18 protein-coding genes are annotated in these 20,315 nt (G+C 72.7%); 7 read left to right on the top strand and 11 right to left on the bottom strand.

Going from position 1 to position 20,315, the window contains the following annotated elements; all coding sequences use genetic code 11:
* Positions 1-150 precede the first annotated feature (150 nt).
* Genes OHS71_RS10800 through OHS71_RS10790 form a run of 3 tightly spaced genes read left to right on the top strand, consistent with a single transcriptional unit; the run spans position 151 to position 3,277 of the window.
* A complete protein-coding gene (locus OHS71_RS10800) occupies positions 151-1,470 on the top strand; it encodes an ABC transporter substrate-binding protein (RefSeq protein ID WP_328479177.1) in 1,320 nt (439 codons plus the stop codon).
* A complete protein-coding gene (locus OHS71_RS10795; protein ID WP_328479176.1) occupies positions 1,470-2,450 on the top strand; it encodes a carbohydrate ABC transporter permease in 981 nt (326 codons plus the stop codon). The genes OHS71_RS10800 and OHS71_RS10795 overlap by 1 nt, the downstream gene beginning before the upstream one ends.
* Positions 2,447-3,277 (top strand): carbohydrate ABC transporter permease, encoded by an 831-nt coding sequence (locus OHS71_RS10790; protein WP_328479175.1) that lies wholly within the window; start codon positions 2,447-2,449, stop codon positions 3,275-3,277. The genes OHS71_RS10795 and OHS71_RS10790 overlap by 4 nt, the downstream gene beginning before the upstream one ends.
* 31 nt (positions 3,278-3,308) lie before the next feature.
* Here OHS71_RS10790 and OHS71_RS10785 read toward each other — a convergent pair whose 3' ends face one another.
* From OHS71_RS10785 to OHS71_RS10775, 3 genes are all read right to left on the bottom strand, one after another.
* Positions 3,309-4,595, bottom strand: coding sequence for a ribonuclease D (locus OHS71_RS10785; protein ID WP_328479174.1), 1,287 nt, complete (start codon positions 4,593-4,595; stop codon positions 3,309-3,311).
* 254 nt (positions 4,596-4,849) lie between these two features.
* Positions 4,850-5,509, bottom strand: a complete 660-nt coding sequence (locus OHS71_RS10780; RefSeq protein WP_328479173.1) for a helix-turn-helix transcriptional regulator — start codon at positions 5,507-5,509, stop codon at positions 4,850-4,852.
* Between the two features lie 244 nt (positions 5,510-5,753).
* Positions 5,754-6,380: a DUF3000 domain-containing protein gene (locus tag OHS71_RS10775; protein WP_328479172.1), complete on the bottom strand. Its 627-nt coding sequence runs from the start codon at positions 6,378-6,380 to the stop codon at positions 5,754-5,756.
* A gap of 258 nt (positions 6,381-6,638) precedes the next feature.
* Here OHS71_RS10775 and hemE point away from each other — a divergent pair, with 258 nt between their 5' ends.
* Positions 6,639-7,706: a uroporphyrinogen decarboxylase gene (gene hemE / locus OHS71_RS10770; RefSeq protein ID WP_328479171.1), complete on the top strand. Its 1,068-nt coding sequence runs from the start codon at positions 6,639-6,641 to the stop codon at positions 7,704-7,706.
* 6 nt (positions 7,707-7,712) lie between these two features.
* Here the strand turns inward: hemE and OHS71_RS10765 are convergent, their stop codons facing one another.
* Positions 7,713-8,525 (bottom strand): rhomboid family intramembrane serine protease, encoded by an 813-nt coding sequence (locus OHS71_RS10765; RefSeq protein WP_328479170.1) that lies wholly within the window; start codon positions 8,523-8,525, stop codon positions 7,713-7,715.
* 125 nt (positions 8,526-8,650) lie between these two features.
* On the opposite strand from OHS71_RS10765, the gene OHS71_RS10760 reads away from it, so the two are divergent.
* Positions 8,651-8,917, top strand: coding sequence for a hypothetical protein (locus OHS71_RS10760; protein WP_328479169.1), 267 nt, complete (start codon positions 8,651-8,653; stop codon positions 8,915-8,917).
* A 92-nt stretch (positions 8,918-9,009) separates the two neighbouring features.
* On the opposite strand, the gene OHS71_RS10755 is transcribed toward OHS71_RS10760, so the two are convergent.
* Both OHS71_RS10755 and OHS71_RS10750 read right to left on the bottom strand, forming a co-directional pair.
* Entirely contained in the window at positions 9,010-10,398 is a 1,389-nt protein-coding gene (locus OHS71_RS10755; RefSeq protein ID WP_328479168.1) for an FAD-dependent oxidoreductase, read from the bottom strand.
* A 27-nt stretch (positions 10,399-10,425) separates the two neighbouring features.
* Positions 10,426-11,499, bottom strand: a complete 1,074-nt coding sequence (locus tag OHS71_RS10750) for a DUF4349 domain-containing protein (protein WP_328479167.1) — start codon at positions 11,497-11,499, stop codon at positions 10,426-10,428.
* Positions 11,500-11,658: 159 nt separating this feature from the next.
* On the opposite strand from OHS71_RS10750, the gene hemG reads away from it, so the two are divergent.
* Together hemG and hemQ are read left to right on the top strand one after the other, a co-directional pair.
* Positions 11,659-13,116, top strand: a complete 1,458-nt coding sequence (gene hemG, locus OHS71_RS10745) for a protoporphyrinogen oxidase (protein ID WP_328479166.1) — start codon at positions 11,659-11,661, stop codon at positions 13,114-13,116.
* 4 nt (positions 13,117-13,120) lie between these two features.
* Complete coding sequence (gene hemQ / locus OHS71_RS10740; RefSeq protein WP_328479165.1) at positions 13,121-13,852, top strand: hydrogen peroxide-dependent heme synthase; 732 nt, start codon at positions 13,121-13,123, stop codon at positions 13,850-13,852.
* A gap of 97 nt (positions 13,853-13,949) precedes the next feature.
* On the opposite strand, the gene OHS71_RS10735 is transcribed toward hemQ, so the two are convergent.
* From OHS71_RS10735 to OHS71_RS10715, 5 genes are all read right to left on the bottom strand, one after another.
* Entirely contained in the window at positions 13,950-15,533 is a 1,584-nt protein-coding gene (locus tag OHS71_RS10735) for an alpha/beta hydrolase (RefSeq protein ID WP_328479164.1), read from the bottom strand.
* Positions 15,534-15,664: 131 nt separating this feature from the next.
* Positions 15,665-16,441: a TIGR04222 domain-containing membrane protein gene (locus OHS71_RS10730; protein WP_328479163.1), complete on the bottom strand. Its 777-nt coding sequence runs from the start codon at positions 16,439-16,441 to the stop codon at positions 15,665-15,667.
* Between the two features lie 100 nt (positions 16,442-16,541).
* The gene (locus OHS71_RS10725; protein ID WP_328479162.1) at positions 16,542-17,318 is read right to left on the bottom strand and encodes a DUF4142 domain-containing protein; all 777 of its coding nucleotides are present in this window, start codon (positions 17,316-17,318) and stop codon (positions 16,542-16,544) included.
* A gap of 647 nt (positions 17,319-17,965) precedes the next feature.
* Positions 17,966-19,351 carry a DUF692 domain-containing protein gene (locus OHS71_RS10720; RefSeq protein WP_328479161.1) on the bottom strand — a complete coding sequence of 462 codons (1,386 nt, stop codon included), beginning with the start codon at positions 19,349-19,351 and terminating at the stop codon, positions 17,966-17,968.
* A gap of 193 nt (positions 19,352-19,544) precedes the next feature.
* Positions 19,545-20,267, bottom strand: a complete 723-nt coding sequence (locus tag OHS71_RS10715; RefSeq protein ID WP_328479160.1) for a peptidyl-tRNA hydrolase — start codon at positions 20,265-20,267, stop codon at positions 19,545-19,547.
* Between the last annotated feature and the right edge of the window lie 48 nt (positions 20,268-20,315).

Below are 20,315 nucleotides of genomic sequence, written 5' to 3'. Positions count from 1 at the left end.
CCGGTTGAGGAAAGCGCTGCCAGAGTGCCGAATCAGCCAACCCGCTCGTGCCCGACCGACCCGCTCGTGCCCGACGGACCCACAAGCACCCGACCGACCCGCACGTGCTCGTCCGTCCCGAGAAACATCCCGAGAACGGAAGTGATGCACATGAACCGCCGTACAGTCCTGCTCCTCACCACGGTCACGGGAGCCGCCCTGCTGCTCCCGGGCTGCACCGGCACCGGAGGCAGCGCGAAGGGCGCGGAAGCCGAAGCTCCCGACGACCCGTCGAAGGTCGGCGGCACCATCACGGTCCTCACCGTGCGCACCGACCTCGTGCAGGACGGCACGATGAAGAAGTACGCCGCCGAGTTCAACAGGACCTATCCCAAGGTCAAGGTGGAGTTCCAGGCCCTCACCGACTACGAGGCCGAGATCAAGATCCGCATGAACACCGACGACTACGGCGATGTCCTGCTGATCCCGGCGGTCATCAAGAAGGACGACTACCCGAAGTTCTTCGCCTCCCTGGGCACCGCCGCCGAACGCGGCAAGAAGTACCGGTTCACCGACTTCACCACCGTCGACGGCAAGGTCTACGGACAGAGTCCGGTCGGCGTGATGCCGGGCTTCGTCTACAACAAGCGGGTCTGGAAACAGGCGGGGGTCACCCGATGGCCCACCAGCCCGGCCGAGTTCCTCGCCGACCTGAAGGCGATCAAGGCGAAGACCGACGCGGTGCCGTACTACACCAACTTCGCCGCGCAGTGGCCGCTGACCTCGTGGACGTACGTCGACGGCGCGGTGCACTGCGACCCGCAGGCGACCACGAAACTCGCCGAGGGCGACCCGTGGGCCCAGGGCGCCGACCTGCGCGTCGGGGACACGCTGCTGTACGACATCGTCAAGCAGGGCCTCGCCGAGAAGGACCCCACGACCAGCAACTGGGAGCAGTCCAAGCCCCGGACGGCCAAGGGCGAGATCGCCACGCAGTGGCTCGGCACCTGGGCGATCATCCAGTTCCAGGACGCCGCGAGGAAGGCCGGCGTGAACCCGGACGACATCGGTTTCATGCCGTTCCCCACCCGGACGGACGGCACGTTCTGCGCGACCGTCGGGCCCGACTACAACCAGGCCGTGAACGTCCACTCCCCGCACAAGGAGGCGGCCCGCGCCTGGATCGACTGGTTCACCGACAAGTCCGGCTACGACAAGGACAACCTGGCGATCTCCCCGCTCAAGAACGCGGCCATGCCCGAGGTGCTCAAGCCGTACGAGGAGGCCGGCGTCAAGCTCATCGAGCTCGACGACTCGGCGGGCGCCCGGGTCAAGCTGATCGACGACCGGTCCGAGATCGGCATCTACAAGCCCGAGTACCGCCAGGACCTGGTCGATCTCGCACGCGGCGCCAAGAAGGGCAGCCTGGACGACTTCCTCGGCGGCCTCGGCGAGAAGTGGACCGAGACGCAAGCGGACGTGAGCGACTGATGGCGCACGCGCACACGCACCCCCCGTCGCCCCGCGCCGGGCAGACGGCCACCGGGACGGGGAGACCGTCTGCGAAGGACGCCGCTCCCGCTCCCGCACCGGCCCCGCGCCGCGCGCGCACCTGGCGGCTGCTGACCCCCTGGCTGTTCCTGCTCGCCCCGCTCACCCTGCTGATCACGTTCACCTACGCGCCGATCGCCAACATGGTGGCGTACAGCTTCACCGACTGGGACGGGGTGAGCCCCGACCTGCACTACACCGGCGCCGAGAACTACGCCGAGATCTTCACCAGGGAGGATCTCTTCCAGGTGTTCTGGGTCAGCGGCTACTACCTGGCCGCCTCGGTGGTCCAGATCGCCGCCGCGCTGTACTTCGCGACCATCCTGAGTTTCGACATCCGCTTCCGCACCTTCTTCAAAGGCGTGCTGTTCTTCCCGTCCCTGGTCAACGGGGTGGCCATCGGTTTCGTCTTCCTCTACTTCTTCCAGGACGGCGGGACCTTCGACACGGTGCTCGGCCTCTTCGGGTACCACACCGACCACGCGTGGCTCGGCACCCCGGTCTCGGCGAACGTCTCCCTGGCGGGCGTCTCGATCTGGCGCTACCTCGGCATGAACTTCGTCCTGTTCCTCGGCGCGATCCAGTCCGTCCCGGGGGAGCTCTATGAGGCGGCCGAACTGGACGGCGCCGGCCGGTGGCACCAGTTCCGCCACATCATCCTGCCCGGCATCAAGCCGGTGCTGACCCTGACGGTGATCCTGTCCGTCTCCGGCTCCCTCTCGGCCTTCGAGATCCCGTACATCATGACCGGCGGGGCGACCGGCACCGAGACGTTCGTGATCCAGACCGTGAAGCTGGCCTTCCGGTTCAACAAGACGGGACTCGCCTCGGCCGCGGCGGTCGTGCTGCTGCTGATCATCCTGCTGGTGACCTGGGTGCAGCGACGTCTCGTCCCCGACGACAGGGTGGACCTCGTATGACACGCCGAGCCGTCGCCCGTGCCCTCGTGTATCTGTCGCTGATCGCCGCCGCGCTGGTCGTCCTGCTCCCGCTGGGCGTCGTCCTGCTGACGTCCCTGAAGACCGGGAACGAGACGGCGAACGGCAGCGGGGCGCTCGCGCCGCCGGACGACCCGTTCAACTTCCACAACTACGTGACGGCGTTCCAGGACGGGGGAATGCTCACGGCGTTCGGCAACACGGCCTTCATCCTCGTCGTCTCCGTCGGCGGGACCGTGCTCATCGGCTCGATGACGGCGTACGCGATCGACCGGTTCACCTTCCGGTTCCGCAAAGCGGTGATCGCCCTGTTCCTGGTCGCCGCGCTGGTCCCCGGGGTGACCACCCAGGTGGCCACCTTCCAGATCGTCCACAGCCTCGGCATGTTCGACACCCGCTGGGCCCCGATCGCCCTGTACCTGGGCACGGACATCGTCTCGATCTACATCTTCATGCAGTTCGTGCGTTCGATCCCGATCTCACTGGACGAGGCCGCCCGCCTCGACGGCGCCAACGCGTTCACGATCTACCGCAAGATCATCTTTCCGCTGCTGAAACCCGCGATCGCGACGGTCGTGATCGTGAAGGGGATCGCCGTCTACAACGACTTCTACATCCCCTTCCTCTACATGCCCTCACAGGATCTTGGCGTGATCTCGACGTCCCTGTTCCGCTTCAAGGGCCCCTACGCCGCCCACTGGGAGACGATCTCGGCAGGAGCCGTGCTGGTCATCCTGCCGACCCTGATCGTCTTCCTCGCGCTCCAGAAGTACATCTACAACGGTTTCATGAGAGGAGCGACGAAGTAGCCCGCCCCCCGCCGCGGACGGGCCGTGGCCGTCAGGCAGCCGAGGCGGCCAGCGCCTCGACCAGCACCGGCGTGACCTGCTCCACCTGCCACGGCCGCGCCCCGTACGAGGCGAGGGCGCCGGCGACAGCCTCCGGCTCGGCCGCCGGAGGCTCCCAGCAGACCCGCCGCACCGCGTCCGGAGCGATCAGGTTCTCCTGAGGCATGTTCAGCTCCTCGGCCAGCGCGGAGACAGCGGCCCGCGCCGCGGACAGCCGCGCCGCCGCCACGGGGTCCTTGTCGGCCCACGCACGCGGCGGGGGAGGCCCGGCCACCGGCTGACCGGGCTGCGGCAGCTGCGACTCGCTGAACGCCTTCGCCCGGTCGACTGCCGCCTGCCACTGCTCCAGCTGCCGCCGGCCCATCCGGTGCCCGAACCCGTTCAGCGCCGCCAGCGCCTGCACGTTCACCGGGAGGGACAGCGCCGCCTCCACGATGGCCGCGTCCGAGAGCACCTTGCCCGGCGACACGTCCCGCCGCTGCGCGATCCGGTCCCGGGCCTCCCACAGCTCCCGCACCACACCCAGCTGCCGCCGGCGGCGCACCTTGTGCATGCCGGACGTGCGACGCCAGGGGTCCTTGCGGGGCTCGGGCGGCGGGGCGGACGCGATCGCGTCGAACTCCTGACGGGCCCAGTCCAGCTTGCCCTGCCGGTCCAGCTCCTTCTCCAGCGCGTCACGCAGGTCGACCAGGAGCTCGACGTCGAGAGCCGCGTACCGCAGCCACGGCTCGGGCAGGGGCCGGGTCGACCAGTCCACCGCGGAGTGGCCCTTCTCGAGGACGAAGCCCAGCACTCCCTCGACCATCGCGCCGAGGCCGACCCGCGGGAACCCGGCGAGCCGTCCGGCCAGCTCGGTGTCGAACAACCGCGTCGGCACCATGCCTATCTCGCGCAGACACGGCAGGTCCTGGGTGGCCGCGTGCAGCACCCATTCCGCGCCGGACAGCGCCTCGCCGAGCGCGGAGAGGTCGGGGCAGCCCACCGGATCGATCAACGCGGTGCCGGCGCCCTCGCGACGCAGCTGCACCAGATAGGCGCGCTGCCCGTAGCGGTAGCCGGAGGCGCGCTCGGCGTCGACGGCGACGGGGCCGGAACCGGCCGCGAAGGCGGCGATCACCTCGGCCAGGGAGGCCTCGTCGGCGATCACGGGAGGAATGCCCTCGCGCGGTTCGAGCAGAGGTGTCGGCGCCCCGGATTCAGTCGATCCGCCGTCGTCCGGAGGGGCGCCTCCGGTGGTTCGCAGTGAACTGGCTGCTGCGGTTTCTTGGGCGTCGGTCACCTGTCAAGGGTATCCGTGTATGGACGGCGCCCGCCGACGGAACGTTCCGTCGGCGGGCGCCGGAGGGTCGTAAACCGGTCAGGCCGGTGAACGAAGGGGAAGAGATCGGGAAGAAACAGGGGAGGAAGAGGGGGAAGACGGGAGGAGACGGGAGCCGGGAGGGGACGAGAGGCGCCGGGCCGGTGGTCGGGATGCGGTCCGGGCCGGGGGTGCGGGGCGCTCCCGGGGGAGACCCCGGCGGGGCGGGTGGGGTTTCAGTGGATGATGCCGGTCCGCAGGGCCACCGCGACCATGCCGGCGCGGTCACCCGTGCCGAGCTTGCGGGCGATGCGGGCGAGGTGGCTCTTGACGGTCAGCGCGGACAGGCCCATGGAGACGCCGATGGCCTTGTTCGACTGGCCTTCCGCGACCAGTCGGAGCACCTCGACCTCACGGCCGGAGAGCTCGCGGTAGCCGCCCGGGTGGCTCGGGGCACCCGGGGGGCGGCGGTGCATACGGGCGGCGGAGCCCATGGGTGCCGCACCGGGACGGCTGGGGAGGCCGAGGTTGGTGCGGGTGCCGGTGACCACGTAGCCCTTGACGCCGCCCGCGAGGGCGTTGCGCACGGCGCCGATGTCGTCGGCGGCGGAGAGGGCGAGCCCGTTGGGCCAGCCCGCGGCGCGGGTCTCCGACAGCAGGGTGAGGCCGGAGCCGTCGGGCAGGTGGACGTCGGCGACGCAGATGTCGCGGGGGTTGCCGACGCGGGGACGAGCCTCCGCGATGGACGAGGCCTCGATGACGTCGCGTACACCGAGCGCCCACAGGTGGCGGGTGACGGTGGAGCGGACGCGCGGGTCGGCCACGACCACCATGGCGGTGGGCTTGTTCGGGCGGTAGGCGACCAGGCTTGCGGGCTGCTCGAGGAGAACGGACACCAGGCCTCCTGGATGGGGGGACGGGAGCCGGCTCGGCGGGGCTTGTGGGGAGGAAGCCGGGACGAACCGTGCTTTCAAGGTCACAGTCGTCTTCGGCAGCGGACCCGGGGTCCTTTAGAGAATGATCACGATCTAGTGAGTAACAATCCGTGCAATTCGGACACGCGATCGATCATCCGAAGATCGAGTCGGTTTAAGTGGGTGTCTTACGGGATCGAAAATGGCCGTATCGACAAAGAGATGGTCAACGCGACTGGGGCCCCCTGCGCTGCGGCAGCGTCACCACCGACGCGTCGCCCGGCCCGGCCGGCGGCAGCCCGGCCACCTGGGCCAGCAGATCGCACCAGGACGCCAGATGCGCCCCCGTCTCCGGAACCCCGCCCAGGCCCTCGCGCGGCGTCCAGGAGGCCCGGATCTCGATCTGGGAGGCCGCCGGACGCTCCGCCAGCCCGCCGAAGTAGTGCGAACTGGCCCGCGTGACGGTCCCGCTCGGCTCGCCGTAGGCCAGCCCGCGCGCCTGGAGCGCACCGGTCAGCCACGACCAGCACACCTCCGGCAGCAGCGGGTCCGCGGCCATCTCCGGCTCCAGCTCGGCCCGCACGAGCGTGACCAGCCGGAACGTCCCGTGCCAGGCGTCGTGACCCGCCGGGTCGTGCAGCAGCACCAGCCGGCCGTCGGCCAGGTCCTGCTCGCCGTCCACGACCGTCGCCTCCAGGGCGTACGCGAACGGGGCGAGCCGTTTGGGAGCCGGTGTCGGCTCGACCTCGATCTGCGGGCGCAACCGCGCCGCCCTCAGCGCCTCGACGGCCGCCCGGAAGGGCGGTGGAGCCGACCTGTTCCCGTCCCCGCCCCCCTCGTTCGCGTCATCCATCCCGCCAGCGCCGTCCGACAGTCGTCCCTGAGCCGCAGCCATGCGGGGAAGATTAAGGGGAACGCGGCCTTCGCGCAGGGCAAGACACCCGTGCGGGGCTCGCGGACGGGTGCGCGCTGGGCGAACAGGCGCACGGACCGCGCACGCCCGAGGGGCCCGGCCCGGGCGCCGGCGGCACGGCACGGGCGCGGCGGCGGGCGGTGGTGGGCGGACAGGGGGCGGCCTCACCGCCTCCGGCGCCGTGGGAGACTTGCCGTCGTGAGTGCGAACGAGAGCCCGGCGGGCCGGCAGCCGACAGCGACCTACGACAGTGCCTTCCTCAAGGCGTGCAGGCGCGAACCGGTGCCGCACACGCCCGTGTGGTTCATGCGGCAGGCCGGGCGCTCACTGCCCGAGTACCGCAAGGTCCGCGAGGGCGTCGCGATGCTCGACTCCTGCATGCGGCCCGAGCTGGTCACCGAGATCACCCTCCAGCCGGTGCGCCGGCACGACGTGGACGCGGCGATCTACTTCAGCGACATCGTCGTCCCGCTCAAGGCCATCGGCATCGACCTCGACATCAAGCCGGGCGTCGGACCGGTCGTCGAGCGCCCGATCCGCACCCGCGCCGACCTCGCCCAGCTGCGCGACCTCACCCCCGACGACGTCTCCTACGTCACCGAGGCCATCGGCCTGCTGACGGCCGAGCTCGGCGCCACCCCCCTCATCGGCTTCGCCGGCGCTCCTTTCACCCTCGCGAGCTACCTCGTCGAGGGCGGCCCGTCCCGCACGTACGAGAACGCCAAGGCGATGATGTACGGCGACCCCGAGCTCTGGGCCGACCTGCTGGACCGCCTCGCTGAGATCACCTCCGCCTTCCTGAAGGTGCAGATCGAGGCGGGCGCGAGCGCCGTCCAGCTGTTCGACTCCTGGGCCGGCGCGCTCGCCCCGGCCGACTACCGCCGCTCCGTGCTGCCCGCCTCCGCGAAGGTCTTCCGCGCGGTCGAGGGGTACGGCGTCCCGCGCATCCACTTCGGGGTCGGCACCGGCGAGCTGCTGCGGCTCATGGGCGAGGCCGGAGCGGACGTCGTCGGCGTCGACTGGCGCGTCCCGCTCGACGAGGCCGTCCGCCGGGTCGGCCCCGGCAAGGCGCTCCAGGGCAACCTCGACCCGACCGTCCTGTTCGCCGGGACCGAGGCCGTCGAGGCCAAGGCCCGAGAGGTCCTCGACGCGGCCGCCGGCCTGGAGGGCCACGTCTTCAACCTCGGACACGGCGTCATGCCGTCCACCGACCCGGACGCGCTCACCCGTCTCGTCGAGTACGTCCACACACAGACCGCCCGCTGAGCGCCTTCACCAGCTGTGCCGGGGGCGCGCCCGTCTGCCGAACAGCAGACCGCGCGGCTCCGGCGGCGGGGGAGTGCCCGCCTTGAGCGGCCAGGCGAGCAGCATGCCCGCGAGGAAGCCGACGACGTGCGCCGCGTAGGCCACGGTGCCCGCGCCGGAGACGCCCTCGCCGGAGGAGTACACGGCCTGGAGCACGAACCAGAAGCCCAGCACCAGCCAGGCCGGCAGGCGCAGCGGCAGGAACACCAGGAACGGGACGAGCACCCACACCCGGGCCTTCGGATACAGCACCAGGTAGGCGCCCAGCACGCCGGCGATCGCCCCCGACGCACCGATCAGCGGGTCGGTCGAGTCGGCGTTGAGGACGGCGAAGCCGTACGAGGCCGCGTAACCGCAGGCGACGTAGAAGAGCGCGAAGCGGACGTGCCCCATGCGGTCCTCGATGTTGTTGCCGAAGATCAGCAGGAACAGCATGTTGCCCAGCAGGTGCAGCCAGCCGCCGTGCAGGAACATCGCGGTGAGGACGCTCAGCGCGGGCGACTTCTCGTAGCCCGGCGGGTTCACCACACAGGCCGCGCCGCGGACTTCGCCGGTGGGGACGAGCTGCGGCAGCTGATGGTGGATCAACTCGCGTGGCACGGCCGCATAGTGTTCCAGGAAGGCGTGCAGGTGACAGGTCTGGGCCAGGCTGCTGTCGCCCGCCACGGAGCCCGACAGACCGGGCATGAACAGGAAGACGAAGACGTTCGCCGCGATGAGGGCGTACGTCACCACCGGGGTCCGGCGCACGGGATTCACGTCATGGACGGGGATGACCACAAGGAAGTAGTGCCCCCGATCCGGTCCGTGAACCGGTGAACGCGGATCCCCGACAGCGCGTATGAACCGTCAACTGCTCGCGGCACGAGGAAGGCGGGCCGCGGGGACGACGTGAGGAACAGACGATGAACGACCGAGTGACTCCCCCGATGCACGCCACCCCCGACGGCGAGGCCGAGATCTCCCTGGTGATCCGGCTGCCCTGGGAGGACGTGGCACGTCTCGGCCAGGAGGCCGGGCGGCTCGCCGCGCAGATGCAGCGGCCGGTGACGCTGGACGAGGCCGTCAGCAGCCGGCTGCGGTCACGGCCGGCGCCCGCGGCCCATGCGAAGCCCACCGAACAGCCCGCCGCGGCCGTTTCCGCGCTGCCGAGGCTCACCGGGACCGCGTAACAGCCCCCGGGGAGGGCCGCGAGGGGGCGGGTCAGGTCCGCAGCGGCGGCCGCGCGCGGTCGGCGGCCGCACACGGACCCCGCCCCGCGCCCCTAACGTCCGCTGCCGTGCACCTTCGCCGTGGCCTTCCTGGCAGCCACCAGCACCGGGTCCCAGACCGGGCTGAACGGGGGCGCGTACCCCAGGTCCAGGGCCGTCATCTGCTCGACCGTCATCCCGGCCGTCAACGCCACGGCCGCGATGTCGACACGTTTGCCCGCGCCCTCCCGCCCGACGATCTGGACGCCCAGCAGCCGGCCCGTCCTGCGCTCGGCGATCATCTTGACCGTCATGGGAGACGCGCCGGGGTAGTAGCCGGCCCGGCTGGTGGACTCGATGGTGACCGTCTCGAAACGGAGACCCGCGCGACGGGCGTCCTTCTCGCGCAGACCGGTGCGCGCGATCTCCAGATCGCACACCTTGCTGACGGCCGTGCCGACCACACCCGGGAACGTGGCGTAGCCGCCGCCCACATTGGTGCCGATGACCTGGCCGTGCTTGTTCGCGTGGGTGCCGAGGGCGATGTGCCGCAGCTGGCCGGAGACCAGGTCGAGGACCTCTACACAGTCGCCGCCGGCCCAGACCGTCCCGTCGGCGAGGGGCCCGCGCACCCGCATCGCCAGGTCGGTGAGCAGCCCGCCGTGGACACCCACGGGCAGGCCCGCGGCCTGCGCCAGCGCGGTCTCCGGGCGGACGCCGATGCCGAGCACCACCACGTCCGCCGGGTACTCGGCGTCCGGGGTGACCACAGCCCGTACCCACCCGTCGTCGCCGGTCCGCAGCCCGGTGACCTCGGTGTCGTTCACCAGGGCGATGCCCAGGCCCTCCAGGGCCCGGTGCACCAGCCTGCCCATGTCCGGGTCCAGGGTCGACATCGGCTCGCTGCCCCGGTTGACCACCGTCACCCGGTAGCCGCGGTTGATGAGCGCCTCGGCCATCTCCACGCCGATGTAGCCCGCCCCGACGACCACGGCCCGCTTCCCGCGCGCGCGTGCCAGCGTGTCCAGCAGCGCCTGCCCGTCGTCGAGGGTCTGCACCCCGTGCACACCCGCCGCGTCCGCGCCCGGCAGGTCCGGCCGGATCGGACGGGCCCCGGTCGCGATGACGAGCTTGTCGTACGACGTCCAGGACTCCGCCCCGGAATCCACCGCACGCGCGCGTACCCGCCGCCCCGCGACGTCGATCTCCGTGACCTCCGTGCGCAGCCGCAGATCGATGCCCCGCGCGCGGTGCTCCTCGGGCGTACGGGCGATCAGACCGTCCCGCTCGGTGACGTCGCCGCCCACCCAGTACGGGATGCCGCACGCCGAGTAGGACGTGAAGTGGCCGCGTTCGAACGCCACGATCTCCAGTTCCCCGGGCCCCTTCAGCCGACGGGCCTGGGACGCCGCGGACATGCCCGCGGCGTCACCGCCGATCACCACCAGTCGCTCGATGCTCATACGAACACGCTACGGGGGACCCGCAGTTCAGTGCTGTCCGGGCTCGCCCGCCCCTGCCCCGCTCTCCCCGTCCGCCCCGGCCCCGCTCTCCGTGGTCCCGTTCTGCCCGGCCCCGCTCTCCGTGGACCCCGTCCGACCGGCCTCGGTCGGCGGGGCCCAGGTCTGCCCGGGCGCGGCCGCCCGGGCCCGGTCCGCCGCCGCCCTGCGGCGCGGCCGCACCAGCCGCAGCCACGCCAGCAGGAGCAGCAGGGCCACCGCGAGGAACGGCAGCAGCGCGCCGAACGCGACGGCGATCCAGCGCAGCATCGTCACGAACGCGTCCCAGCCGCCCGCCAGCGCGTCCACGAAGCCCGGGTCGTCGTCCTCGGCGGCGGGTGCGGCCGGCTTCTCGGACAGCGTCAGGGTGACGGTCGCCAGGCTCGTCCGGTCCTTCAGGGACGCCTGCTGCGCAAGCAGCGCCTCGAGATCGGACTGCCGACGGCTCAGCTCGCCCTCCAGGGTGACCACGTCGCTCAGCTTGGTGGCCCGGTCCATCAGCTCGCGGACCCGGGCGACGCTGGCGCGCTGCGAGGTGATGCGGCTCTCGACGTCGACCACCTGGTCGGTGACGTCCTGGGCCTTCGCCGTGCGCTCCAGGAGCTTGCCCGCGCCCTGGAGGGCGGCGAGGACGTCGTCGTACTTCCCGACGGGCACCCGCAGCACCACACGGGTCCGCTCCGCGCCGTCCTCGTCCCGGACGGTCGTCTCGTCGCCGATGTAGCCGCCCGCGTTCTCGGTGGTGGCGCGAGCCTCGTCCAGGGCCTTCGGCACGTCCTTGACCTGGACGGTCAGGGTGGCGGTGCGGATGATGCGGTTGACGGCGAGGTTCGGTGCGGTGGTGGCCTTCGAGCCGCTCGAGCCCGCGCCCTCCTTCGCGTCCTGTGCGGTGTCCGCGGCCCCGGCGGCCGGCTCTCCCACGGCGGCCTTGCTGTCCGCGCCCGAGTCGCCCCCGGCGCTGCATCCGGTGAGCGCGAGGGCCGCTGTCAGCGTGACGACGGCCAGGGCGTGGGCGGGCCGCGCGGAGCGCCGTACGGAGCCTCCTGCGGAACGTGGTGTGCGCATGTGGGTGTACCCCCGGGGTTCGGACGACCTTGACGCTCCTTCGACGCCCGGGCGGGCCGGGACGTTGGAGGGAACAGGTTCCGAACAGGTCACGGTCGGGACGCGGGGAGGACACCGGGGCGCGTCGGGGGCGCCGGCCCGGTCTGAGAGAGTGGGCGCATGAGCGCAACGGGTACGGGCACCGGGCAGCACGTCGTCGTCATCGGAGCCGGGATCGCCGGTCTCGCCGCGGCCCACCGGCTGCTGGAGCGCGGGGCGCGGGTGACCGTGCTCGAGGCCTCCCACCGGGTCGGCGGCAAGCTGCTGCCCGGCGACATCGCGGGCACGCGCGTGGACCTGGGCGCCGAGTCGATGCTGGCCCGCCGGCCCGAGGCGGTCGCCCTCGCGCGCGAGGTGGGTCTCTCCGACCGCCTGCGGCCGCCGGCCACCGCGACGGCCTCGATCTGGACCCGCGGCGCCCTGCGGCCCATGCCCAAGGGGCATGTCATGGGTGTCCCCGGCACCGCGACCGCCCTCGCCGGCGTCCTGTCCGACGAGGGCCTCGCCCGGATCGAGCGCGACGCCGATCTGCCCCGCACGGAGGTCGGGGAGGACGTGGCCGTCGGGGAGTACGTGGCGGCGCGCTTGGGCCGCGAGGTCGTCGACCGCCTCGTGGAACCGCTGCTCGGCGGGGTGTACGCCGGTGACGCCTACCGGATCTCGCTGCGCTCGGCCGTCCCGCAGCTGTACCGGGCGGCCCGCACCCACACCTCCTTGACGGAGGCCGTCCGCGACATCCAGGCGAAGGCGGCCGCGAACGCGCAGACCGGCCCGGTGTTCATGGGCGTCGTCGGCGGGGTGGGCTCCCTGCCGCTCGCCGTGGCCGCGTCCGTCGAAGCGCGCGGCGGCGCAATCCACACGCGTGTACCGGTGACCGGACTGCACCGCGTGACCGACGGAGGCTGGCGCGTCACCACGGCCGGGCGGGAGCTGCACGCCGACGCCGTGGTCGTCGCCGTCCCCGCACCGGCGGCGGCCGCGCTGCTGGCCCCCTCGTCCCCCGGCGCCGCCGCCGCACTGCGCACGGTGGAGTACGCCTCCATGGCGCTCGTCACCCTCGCCTACCGGCGCTCCGAGACGGCCCTCCCCGCCGGCAGCGGTTTCCTCGTCCCGCCCGTCGACGGACGCACCATCAAGGCGTCCACCTTCGCCTCGCAGAAGTGGGGCTGGATCGCCGACGAGAACCCGGACACGGTCGTCCTGCGGACCTCCGTCGGGCGCTACGGCGAGACGGAGATCCTGGAGCGCGAGGACGCCGACCTCGTCGCCGTCTCCCGGCACGACCTGCGGGCGGCCACGGGGCTGGACGCCACGCCCCTCGAAACGCGCGTCACCCGCTGGACCGACGGCCTGCCCCAGTACCCGGTCGGCCACCACGCGCGCGTGGCCGGCATCCGTGAGCAGGTCGCCGCACTCCCGAACCTCGCGGTGTGCGGCGCGCAGTACGACGGCGTGGGCATCCCGGCCTGCATCGCGAGCGCGTACGCCGCGGTCGATCAGCTCGGCGGCGACCTGCGCGCCCTGCGGGACCTCGCGGCCCACCCGGTGCAGAGTCTGCACGGCGGAGCGGGAGAATGACGGCATGAGTGACGACGCCCCCACCACCGAGTCCGGCAGGGTCCCCAACAAGGGCAAGCTGGCCAAGGACCTCAACGAGGTCATCCGTTACACGCTGTGGTCCGTCTTCAGGCTGAAGGACGTGCTGCCCGAGGACCGCTCGGGCTATGCCGACGAGGTCCAGGAGCTGTTCGACCAGCTCGCCGCCAAGGACGTGACGGTCCGCGGCACGTACGACGTGTCGGGGCTGCGCGCCGACGCCGACGTTCTGATCTGGTGGCACGCCGAGACCGCCGACCAGCTCCAGGAGGCGTACAACCTCTTCCGCCGCACGAGGCTGGGCCGCGCCCTGGAGCCGGTCTGGTCGAACATGGCGCTGCACCGCCCCGCCGAGTTCAACCGCTCGCACATCCCGGCGTTCCTCGCCGACGAGACGCCCCGCGACTACGTGAGCGTCTACCCCTTCGTGCGCTCCTACGACTGGTACCTGCTGCCCGACGAGGACCGCCGCCGCATGCTCGCCGACCACGGCAAGATGGCCCGCGGCTACCCGGACGTCCGCGCCAACACCGTCGCCTCGTTCTCGCTGGGCGACTACGAGTGGATCCTCGCCTTCGAGGCCGACGAGCTGTACCGCATCGTCGACCTCATGCGGCACCTGCGCGCCTCGGAGGCCCGCATGCACGTCCGCGAAGAGGTCCCCTTCTACACGGGCCGCCGCAAGTCGGTGGCCGATCTGGTCGCCGAGCTCGCCTGACGCCCCTCCTGGGGACGCGGGACCGTGTCCGGATCCCAACGCCGCCGGGCCGCGTGGGCGTGACCTGCCCCACGCGGCCCGCGGTTCCCCGCCGGTCTCACCGCGAAGCGGTCGGCTTCGGCTCCGGGTGCGCCGCGCAGGAAGCACGCCGGACCGGGAGCCGGCCCTCCAGCAGATACGCGTCGAGATGACCGTTGACGCAGCGGTTGGGCCCGCCCGCGATGCCGTGGGTGCCGGCGTCCCGCTCCGTCACCAGGACCGAGCCGGACAGACGCCGGTGCATCTCGAGGGCCCCGTCGTAGGGCGCGGCGGCGTCGTGCTCGGCCGCCAGGATCAGCGTCGGCGGCAGCTCGCCCGGCCCGGTCCGTACGTCGACCGGCTGCTGCCGGGGCGCCGGCCAGTACGCGCACGGCAGGTTCGCCCACACGTTGTCCCACGTCTCGAAGGGCGCCACGCGCGCGAGCCGCGTGTTGTCGCGGTCCCACACCTTCCAGTCCGTGGGCCAGGACGCGTCGTTGCACTCCACCGCCGTGTACACGGCGTTCGCGTTCTCCGCCTCCGCCGCGGCCTCACGCACCGGCCCGGCCTGCGCGATCAGCTGCTTGGGATCGCCCTTCAGGTACTCGGACAGCGCCTGCGCCCGGGCGGGCCAGTAGTCGTCGTAGTACCCGGCCTGAAGGAACGCGCCCTGGAGCTGGCCCGGGCCCACCTTCCCGCCGGCGGGCTCCGCCGCCAGCCGGGCGCGTGCCCGCTCGTAGCTGTTCAGCACCGCGTCCGCCGTGCCGCCGAGGCCGTAGACGTCGTCGTGCCGCGCGATCCACTCCCGGAAGTCCGTCCAGCGGCTCTCGAACGCCGCCGACTGCTCGAGGTTGTTGCGGTACCAGATCTGCGCCGGGTCCGGGTTCACGGCCGCGTCGAACACCATGCGCCGCACATGGGACGGGAACAACGTCGCGTAGACCGCCCCGAAGTAGGTGCCGTACGACGCCCCCATGAACGTCAGCCGCTCCTCGCCGAGCGCGGCGCGCAGCACGTCCAGGTCGCGGGCGTTGTTGAGGGAGTTGTAGTGCCGCAGGGCGCCGCCGGTCCGCTTCGCACAGCCCGTCGCGTACGCCTTCGCCTGCGCGATGCGCTCCCGCTTGTACGCGGGCGAGGGGTGGGTCGGGGCGGGCGAGGGCCCCTTGAAGAAGTGCTTGGGGTCCTGGCAGGACACGGGCGCCGAACGGCCCACCCCGCGCGGGTCGTAGCCGACGAGGTCGTAGGCCGCGCCGATGCGCTTCCACTCCGGCAGCAGTCCGATGAGCGGGAAGTACAGCCCCGACCCGCCGGGGCCGCCCGGGTTGTAGACCAGCGCGCCCTGCCGGGGCACCCGGCGCTTGCTGTTGTGCGGGTCCCGGTGGGTGGCCGCCACCCGGCTGACGGTCAGTTCGAGCTGCTTGCCGTTCGGTTTCGTGTAGTCGAGCGGGACGAGGACCGTGCCGCACTGCATGGTGCCGGGCAGGTCCTGAGCGTCGGAGCAGGTGCCGAAGTCGACGCCCTTCGCGGCGGCCCGGACGGCGGCCAGGGCGACTCCGGTCGGGGCGGACAGTGCGGTGGCGCCCGGGACGCCGCCCGCCGGGACGGCGGAGAGGGCCGTCAGGAGCAGGGCTCCTGCGGCCGAGTGGAGGGCGGCGGCTCTCATCGGGTGTCCCTTCGGTGCACGGCGGCGACAGAAGGGATGTTTGGTTCGACCGTGGGGGAAGGCAAGCACCACCGGAGGGTGTCGGCGCCAATGCCCCCTGTGCGCCCCCCGTCGGCCGAGCGCGCCCCGCCTCAGTCCTGCCCGTGCTGCTCCCGGTGTGCGAAGGCCGCCCGCAGGTCCGGCTCGCCCACCGCGCGGATCCCGCGCACGGCGACGGACGTCAGGTAGGTGCGGTCGTCCCCCAGGGCACCGGAGCGCCGCGCCAGGGCGCCCAGCAGCCGCTGCCCGGCCGGGGACGCCCAGCGCGAGTACGGATGCACCTCCACCCGCGCGATCGCGAGACAGCTCAGGGTGAGGGCCAGGGGCAGCGCGAACCAGAGCGCGACCAGGTCGCGGGGCATGTCGGGGGTGGCGGGGAGCAGCAGTGCGGTGGCGCCCAGCGCGAGGACGAACGCGGCGGCGGCCCGCACCTGCCGCACCCCGGCCGCGACCGTCGTACGGGCTCCGTCGGGGACCGCGAGACCGGCGCGGACCAGCCGGTCGGCGAGACCGCCCACGGCGTCCGCGGCCGCTGCGGCGGCTCGCACCGGGGCGATCCGGGACTGTCCCCCGGGGCCGATGGCCCCTATGACGGACCGCTCCATCTCGTCGCGTCCGAGCGGGTCCACGACGGTCGCCCAGCCGGTGCGGGCGAGCAGCAGCCGCCGCTGCCGCGCCATGGACACCATGGTCAGATCGGCGACCCGGCCGGGGCCGCCGGACAGGAAGGCCGCTTCGTAGAGCGTGAGGTCGTGGCCCCCGCCCGTGTCCTCGTCGACGGTCGCCGCCCGTACGGCGGCCAGGCACAGCCGTGTGCACGACGCGCCCGCGACGGCCCACGCCAGCAGGAGGAGAAGCACCCAGACCATGCCGCGTTTCTATGCCATGCGCACCGCGGAACACCATGCCCCGTTCATCATCCGGACCGGGCTTTGCGGGTATGTGATGTTCCGCTTGTCCGTGCCGGCCTCAGGAGCCGGGCGGCGGGCTGGCCGCGGCCGGCGGGAGCGTGTAGGTGGGAGACGGCGGGGGCGCCACCGGCAGGGCGGTGCCGGGATCCGCCGTCGGGCCCGGCGGGCCGGGGGACCGGGTGATCGGCGGTGTGCTGCCGGCGGCCATGTCCCGGGCGAGGGCGTCGAAGTCGACGTACCCGGTGGCCTCCAGGATCTTGATGTGGTCCAGCACGGTGGTGTTGGCGTCGTCGGCGAGTCCGCGCACCAGCGAGTTGCGGGTACTGGCCCGCACCTGGGCGACGACGGAGAAGACCCGTCCGTGCGCGAGGCGCAGGATGTTGGCGAACTCGCGGTCGAACTGCACGCCCTGCGCCGCGTCGAGTTCGCTCAGCCAGCCCGTCTGCTGGTCGTTGGGCTCGTTCGGCAGGGCGAGGCCCAGCCGGGAGGCGACGGTACGCACCCGCTCGTCGAGGAAGGTGTGGCCCTCGACCAGATGCCGCCCCGCCGTCCGCACGGCCTCGGTCGTGCCCTTCGCCTCCGCCTGCCGGCCGGCGGGCAGCTCCCACAACCCCGCCAGCCGGACCTTGGTGACGAACTCCCGGTCCAGTGCGGACAGCGGCCCGTACTGCGTCGACACGGTCTGCGCGTTCAGCACGTCGACTCCGGTGCCCGACCGGTCGGCGTACGACCAGATCGGGAAGACCAGCGCCGCCAGGGTCGCCGCCAGGCCCGTGACGATGAGCCCGGTACCACTGAAGATGCCTCTGCCCTTGACGGGCGGTCGCGGCCGCATGGGGAGCCTCCTGCTCGCGGCACTGCACGCTAGTGCGCTTCGGTTTGCCGAACTGGCATATTACTGCGCCTGCCCTGCCAACTGCCGTATGTGGCTCAATGGTTGGAAACGGTGCATATCACCCGGGACGGTACGGCCGATGAGGGTCCGGAAAGCGGAGAAACCATGAGCAAACGGTGGAGGAAGCGGGTGCGGTGCGCGCCGACCGCGGCCGGGTGTTAACCCCGGCACATTCGGGCAGCCCGGCGACATGGTGGCGCGACGGCCCGGGAGCCGGTGCCCGAGGACCCGGGGACCGTGGGGCCGGTGTCCGAGGGCCGGGGAACCGGGGAGCGTGGGGCCGGGGGACCGGGGACGTGGGGTCGGGGACTGTGGGGCCGGTGTCCGAGGGCCGGGTGTCCGAGGGCCGGGGAACCGGGGACGTGGGGCCGGGGGACCGGGGACGTGGGGTCGGGGACTGTGGGGCCGGTGTCCGAGGGCCCGGTCTCCGAGGGCCGGGGAACCGGGGAGCGTGGGGCCGGGATCGTGGGGTCGGGGACTGTGGGGCCGGGGAACCAAGGACCGTGGGGCCGGTGTCCGAGGGCCGAGGAACCGAGGACCGTGGGGCCGGGGCCACGGATACCTCGGGCGCTCGGGCGCCTCGTGCCTCACCGCCGGATCAGCGACCGTCCCGCCCGTCCCACCTGTCCCAGGCGTGACGTCGGCCGGGGTGCGGGGCCCGAGCGGTCCAGCCACCAGCGGCGCAGGTCGCGGCGGGTCCGGCCCTCCGCCGAGTGTCCGCCCGTGAGCAGCTCCTCGGCGAAGTCGAGGGCGTCCTGCCGGTAGCCGCCGCGCATCGGACGCCCTTGGGCGTAGGCGACGAACGCGGGCCGGTATCCGCTTTTGAGGATCAGCGGCAGCTCCGGGGCCACCTTAGCCACCACGTCCGCCCGCTTGGCCGCCAGCGCCCGGGACTGGACGCCGAGCCGCACCCGGTCGAAGCCCTCGGGGACCGGTGTCCCGGCGACGAGCGCGGACAGCAGGGCCGCCTGGGCGAGGCCGAGACGCTGACGGGCGGCCTCGTCGGGCGCGAACGGTTCCGTCTCCCGGGCGGCGGGGCCGGCATCGTCCGCCGTCGCCGTCGCCGTCGCCGCCCCCGTCCCGCCCCCGGTCCGTGTCCCTGGCTCGCTCCCGGTTCCCGTCCCCGTCCCTGCCGTGGGACGCCTTGTCCCGCCGGCCTCGACGGCCTCTCGGATCACACGCAACTCCCGCTCCAGCTCAGCCGGTTCGGGGAAGTCGTCGTCCCGCTCCAGCAGCACTCCCGGCAGCGGCGCCCGTGACGCGAGATCGGTGAGGATGTCGAGGACCGGCCGGGGCACCGGGTGGGCGTGGCTGTCGTGCCAGACGCCGTCCCGTTCGAAGCCGCCCGCCACATGCACGTAGGCGATGGCCTCCAGGGGCAGTTCGGCGAGCGCCTTGACGGGGTCCTCGCCCCGGTTGACGTGGTTCGTGTGCAGGTTGGCCACGTCGATCAGCAGCCGTACGCCCGTGCGGTCGGCCAGCTCGTACAGGAACTGTCCCTCGGTCATCTCCTCGCCCGGCCACGCGACGAGCGCGGCGATGTTCTCGACGGCCAGCGGTACGGGCAGTGCCTCCTGCGCGATGCGCACGTTCTCGCACAGCACGCGCAGGGCGTCGCGGGTGCGCGGAACGGGCAGCAGATGCCCGGCCTCCAGCCGAGGGGACGCCGTCAGGGGACCGCCCGCGCGGACGAACGCGATGTGCTCGGTGACCAGCGGCGAGCCCAGGGCCTCGGCCCGCTCGGCGAGCGCGGCCAGCCGTCCGGCGTCGGGCCGTTCCGCGTCCCCGAGCCCGAGCGAGACGCCGTGCGGGATCACGGTGACCCCGCGCTCGCGCAGCCGCAGCAGGGAGTCGGGCAGGTGTCCCGGACACACGTTCTCGGCGACGGCCTCGACCCAGTCGACGCCCGGCATCCGTTCCACGGCGTCCGCGATCTCCGGCCGCCAGCCGATGCCCGTCCCCAGTCGTCTCATGGTCCCCGCCTCCTTCACGCCCCCTGCGTGGTGACGGTGGTATGGCCCCGCCGTCGCCACCCGAACCGCCCGCCGCCCTCCTTCAGAGCAACATTTGAGGTTCGGACAGGCTGCCGGGGCGGTGGGGCGGTGGGGCGGTGGGGCGACCGGGCGGTGGACGGCCGGAGCGGCGGGGCGCCCTTCGGGCCGCGGGCTACCGGGCCCTCAGGGCCGGGTGGTCCGCGACCACCGTGCAGCTGCCCGGTGCGATCTCGGTGAACCCGGCGTCCCGCACCACCGGCAGTCCGCTCCTGGTCAGCTCGCGCCACCGGCGCGGATCGGCGGTCCGCACGGCGAGCGGGAAACCCGCCTCGCGCCAGGCGGTCCGCTCCTCGTCCGACAGTTCCCACCAGGCGAGCTGCGCGCCGTGTCCGGCCTGCGCCATCGCCTTGCCCGCCGACATGCCGACCTCCGGGTTCTGCCAGATCACCGGAGCCGTCGGGTCGATGTCGGCCGGCGGCTCCGGGTCGTCGAGGTCGGTTCCGGAGACCTGGAGCTTCGCCAGCTCCTTGGGCCAGCCGTCCAGCGGCACCGGTGGGAACACCCGTACCTCCGCCGCCTTGCCCGTGACCGTGATGCCGGGCAGCGCCTCCGCGCGCCGCCACTCGGCGCCGCGCGCCCGCCGTACGACCTTGCGGATCCGGGCGTCCTGCCAGTCGCGCACGGCGGCCGCCCACTCGCCCTCGCCCAGCGCCCGCTCGTCGGCCAGGAGGGTCAGCACGGCGCGCGCCGCGGTCTCCAGCGCGTCCGTGCGGGCCGGCGGGTCGGCGCGTTCGATCCGGACCACCAGGGGCAGGACGAACTGGGGGGCCTCGTCCCGCGTGGATGGCTCGGTACGGAAGGGGCTGTCGCCGGGAACGGCCGGATCACTGGTCACGTCCTCCAGTCTGCCAGGTGGAAGATCCACGCATCCCTGAGGGAGAGG

This window comes from Streptomyces sp. NBC_00377, assembly GCF_036075115.1.
GTDB lineage: Bacteria > Actinomycetota > Actinomycetes > Streptomycetales > Streptomycetaceae > Streptomyces.
The sequence above is the reverse complement of the archived record's forward strand: the minus strand, read 5'-3'. Positions and strand labels throughout refer to the sequence as shown.

Coding starts and splice junctions, on each gene's coding strand:
- OHS71_RS10760 (WP_328479169.1), top strand. CDS start 8,651: ATGAACGACCGAGTGACTCCCCCGATGCACGCCACCCCCGACGGCGAG.
- OHS71_RS10725 (WP_328479162.1), bottom strand. CDS start 17,318: ATGCGGCCGCGACCGCCCGTCAAGGGCAGAGGCATCTTCAGTGGTACC.
- OHS71_RS10790 (WP_328479175.1), top strand. CDS start 2,447: ATGACACGCCGAGCCGTCGCCCGTGCCCTCGTGTATCTGTCGCTGATC.
- hemQ (WP_328479165.1), top strand. CDS start 13,121: ATGAGTGACGACGCCCCCACCACCGAGTCCGGCAGGGTCCCCAACAAG.
- OHS71_RS10800 (WP_328479177.1), top strand. CDS start 151: ATGAACCGCCGTACAGTCCTGCTCCTCACCACGGTCACGGGAGCCGCC.
- OHS71_RS10775 (WP_328479172.1), bottom strand. CDS start 6,380: ATGGATGACGCGAACGAGGGGGGCGGGGACGGGAACAGGTCGGCTCCA.
- hemG (WP_328479166.1), top strand. CDS start 11,659: ATGAGCGCAACGGGTACGGGCACCGGGCAGCACGTCGTCGTCATCGGA.
- OHS71_RS10750 (WP_328479167.1), bottom strand. CDS start 11,499: ATGCGCACACCACGTTCCGCAGGAGGCTCCGTACGGCGCTCCGCGCGG.
- OHS71_RS10795 (WP_328479176.1), top strand. CDS start 1,470: ATGGCGCACGCGCACACGCACCCCCCGTCGCCCCGCGCCGGGCAGACG.
- OHS71_RS10755 (WP_328479168.1), bottom strand. CDS start 10,398: ATGAGCATCGAGCGACTGGTGGTGATCGGCGGTGACGCCGCGGGCATG.
- OHS71_RS10720 (WP_328479161.1), bottom strand. CDS start 19,351: ATGAGACGACTGGGGACGGGCATCGGCTGGCGGCCGGAGATCGCGGAC.
- OHS71_RS10730 (WP_328479163.1), bottom strand. CDS start 16,441: ATGGTCTGGGTGCTTCTCCTCCTGCTGGCGTGGGCCGTCGCGGGCGCG.
- OHS71_RS10735 (WP_328479164.1), bottom strand. CDS start 15,533: ATGAGAGCCGCCGCCCTCCACTCGGCCGCAGGAGCCCTGCTCCTGACG.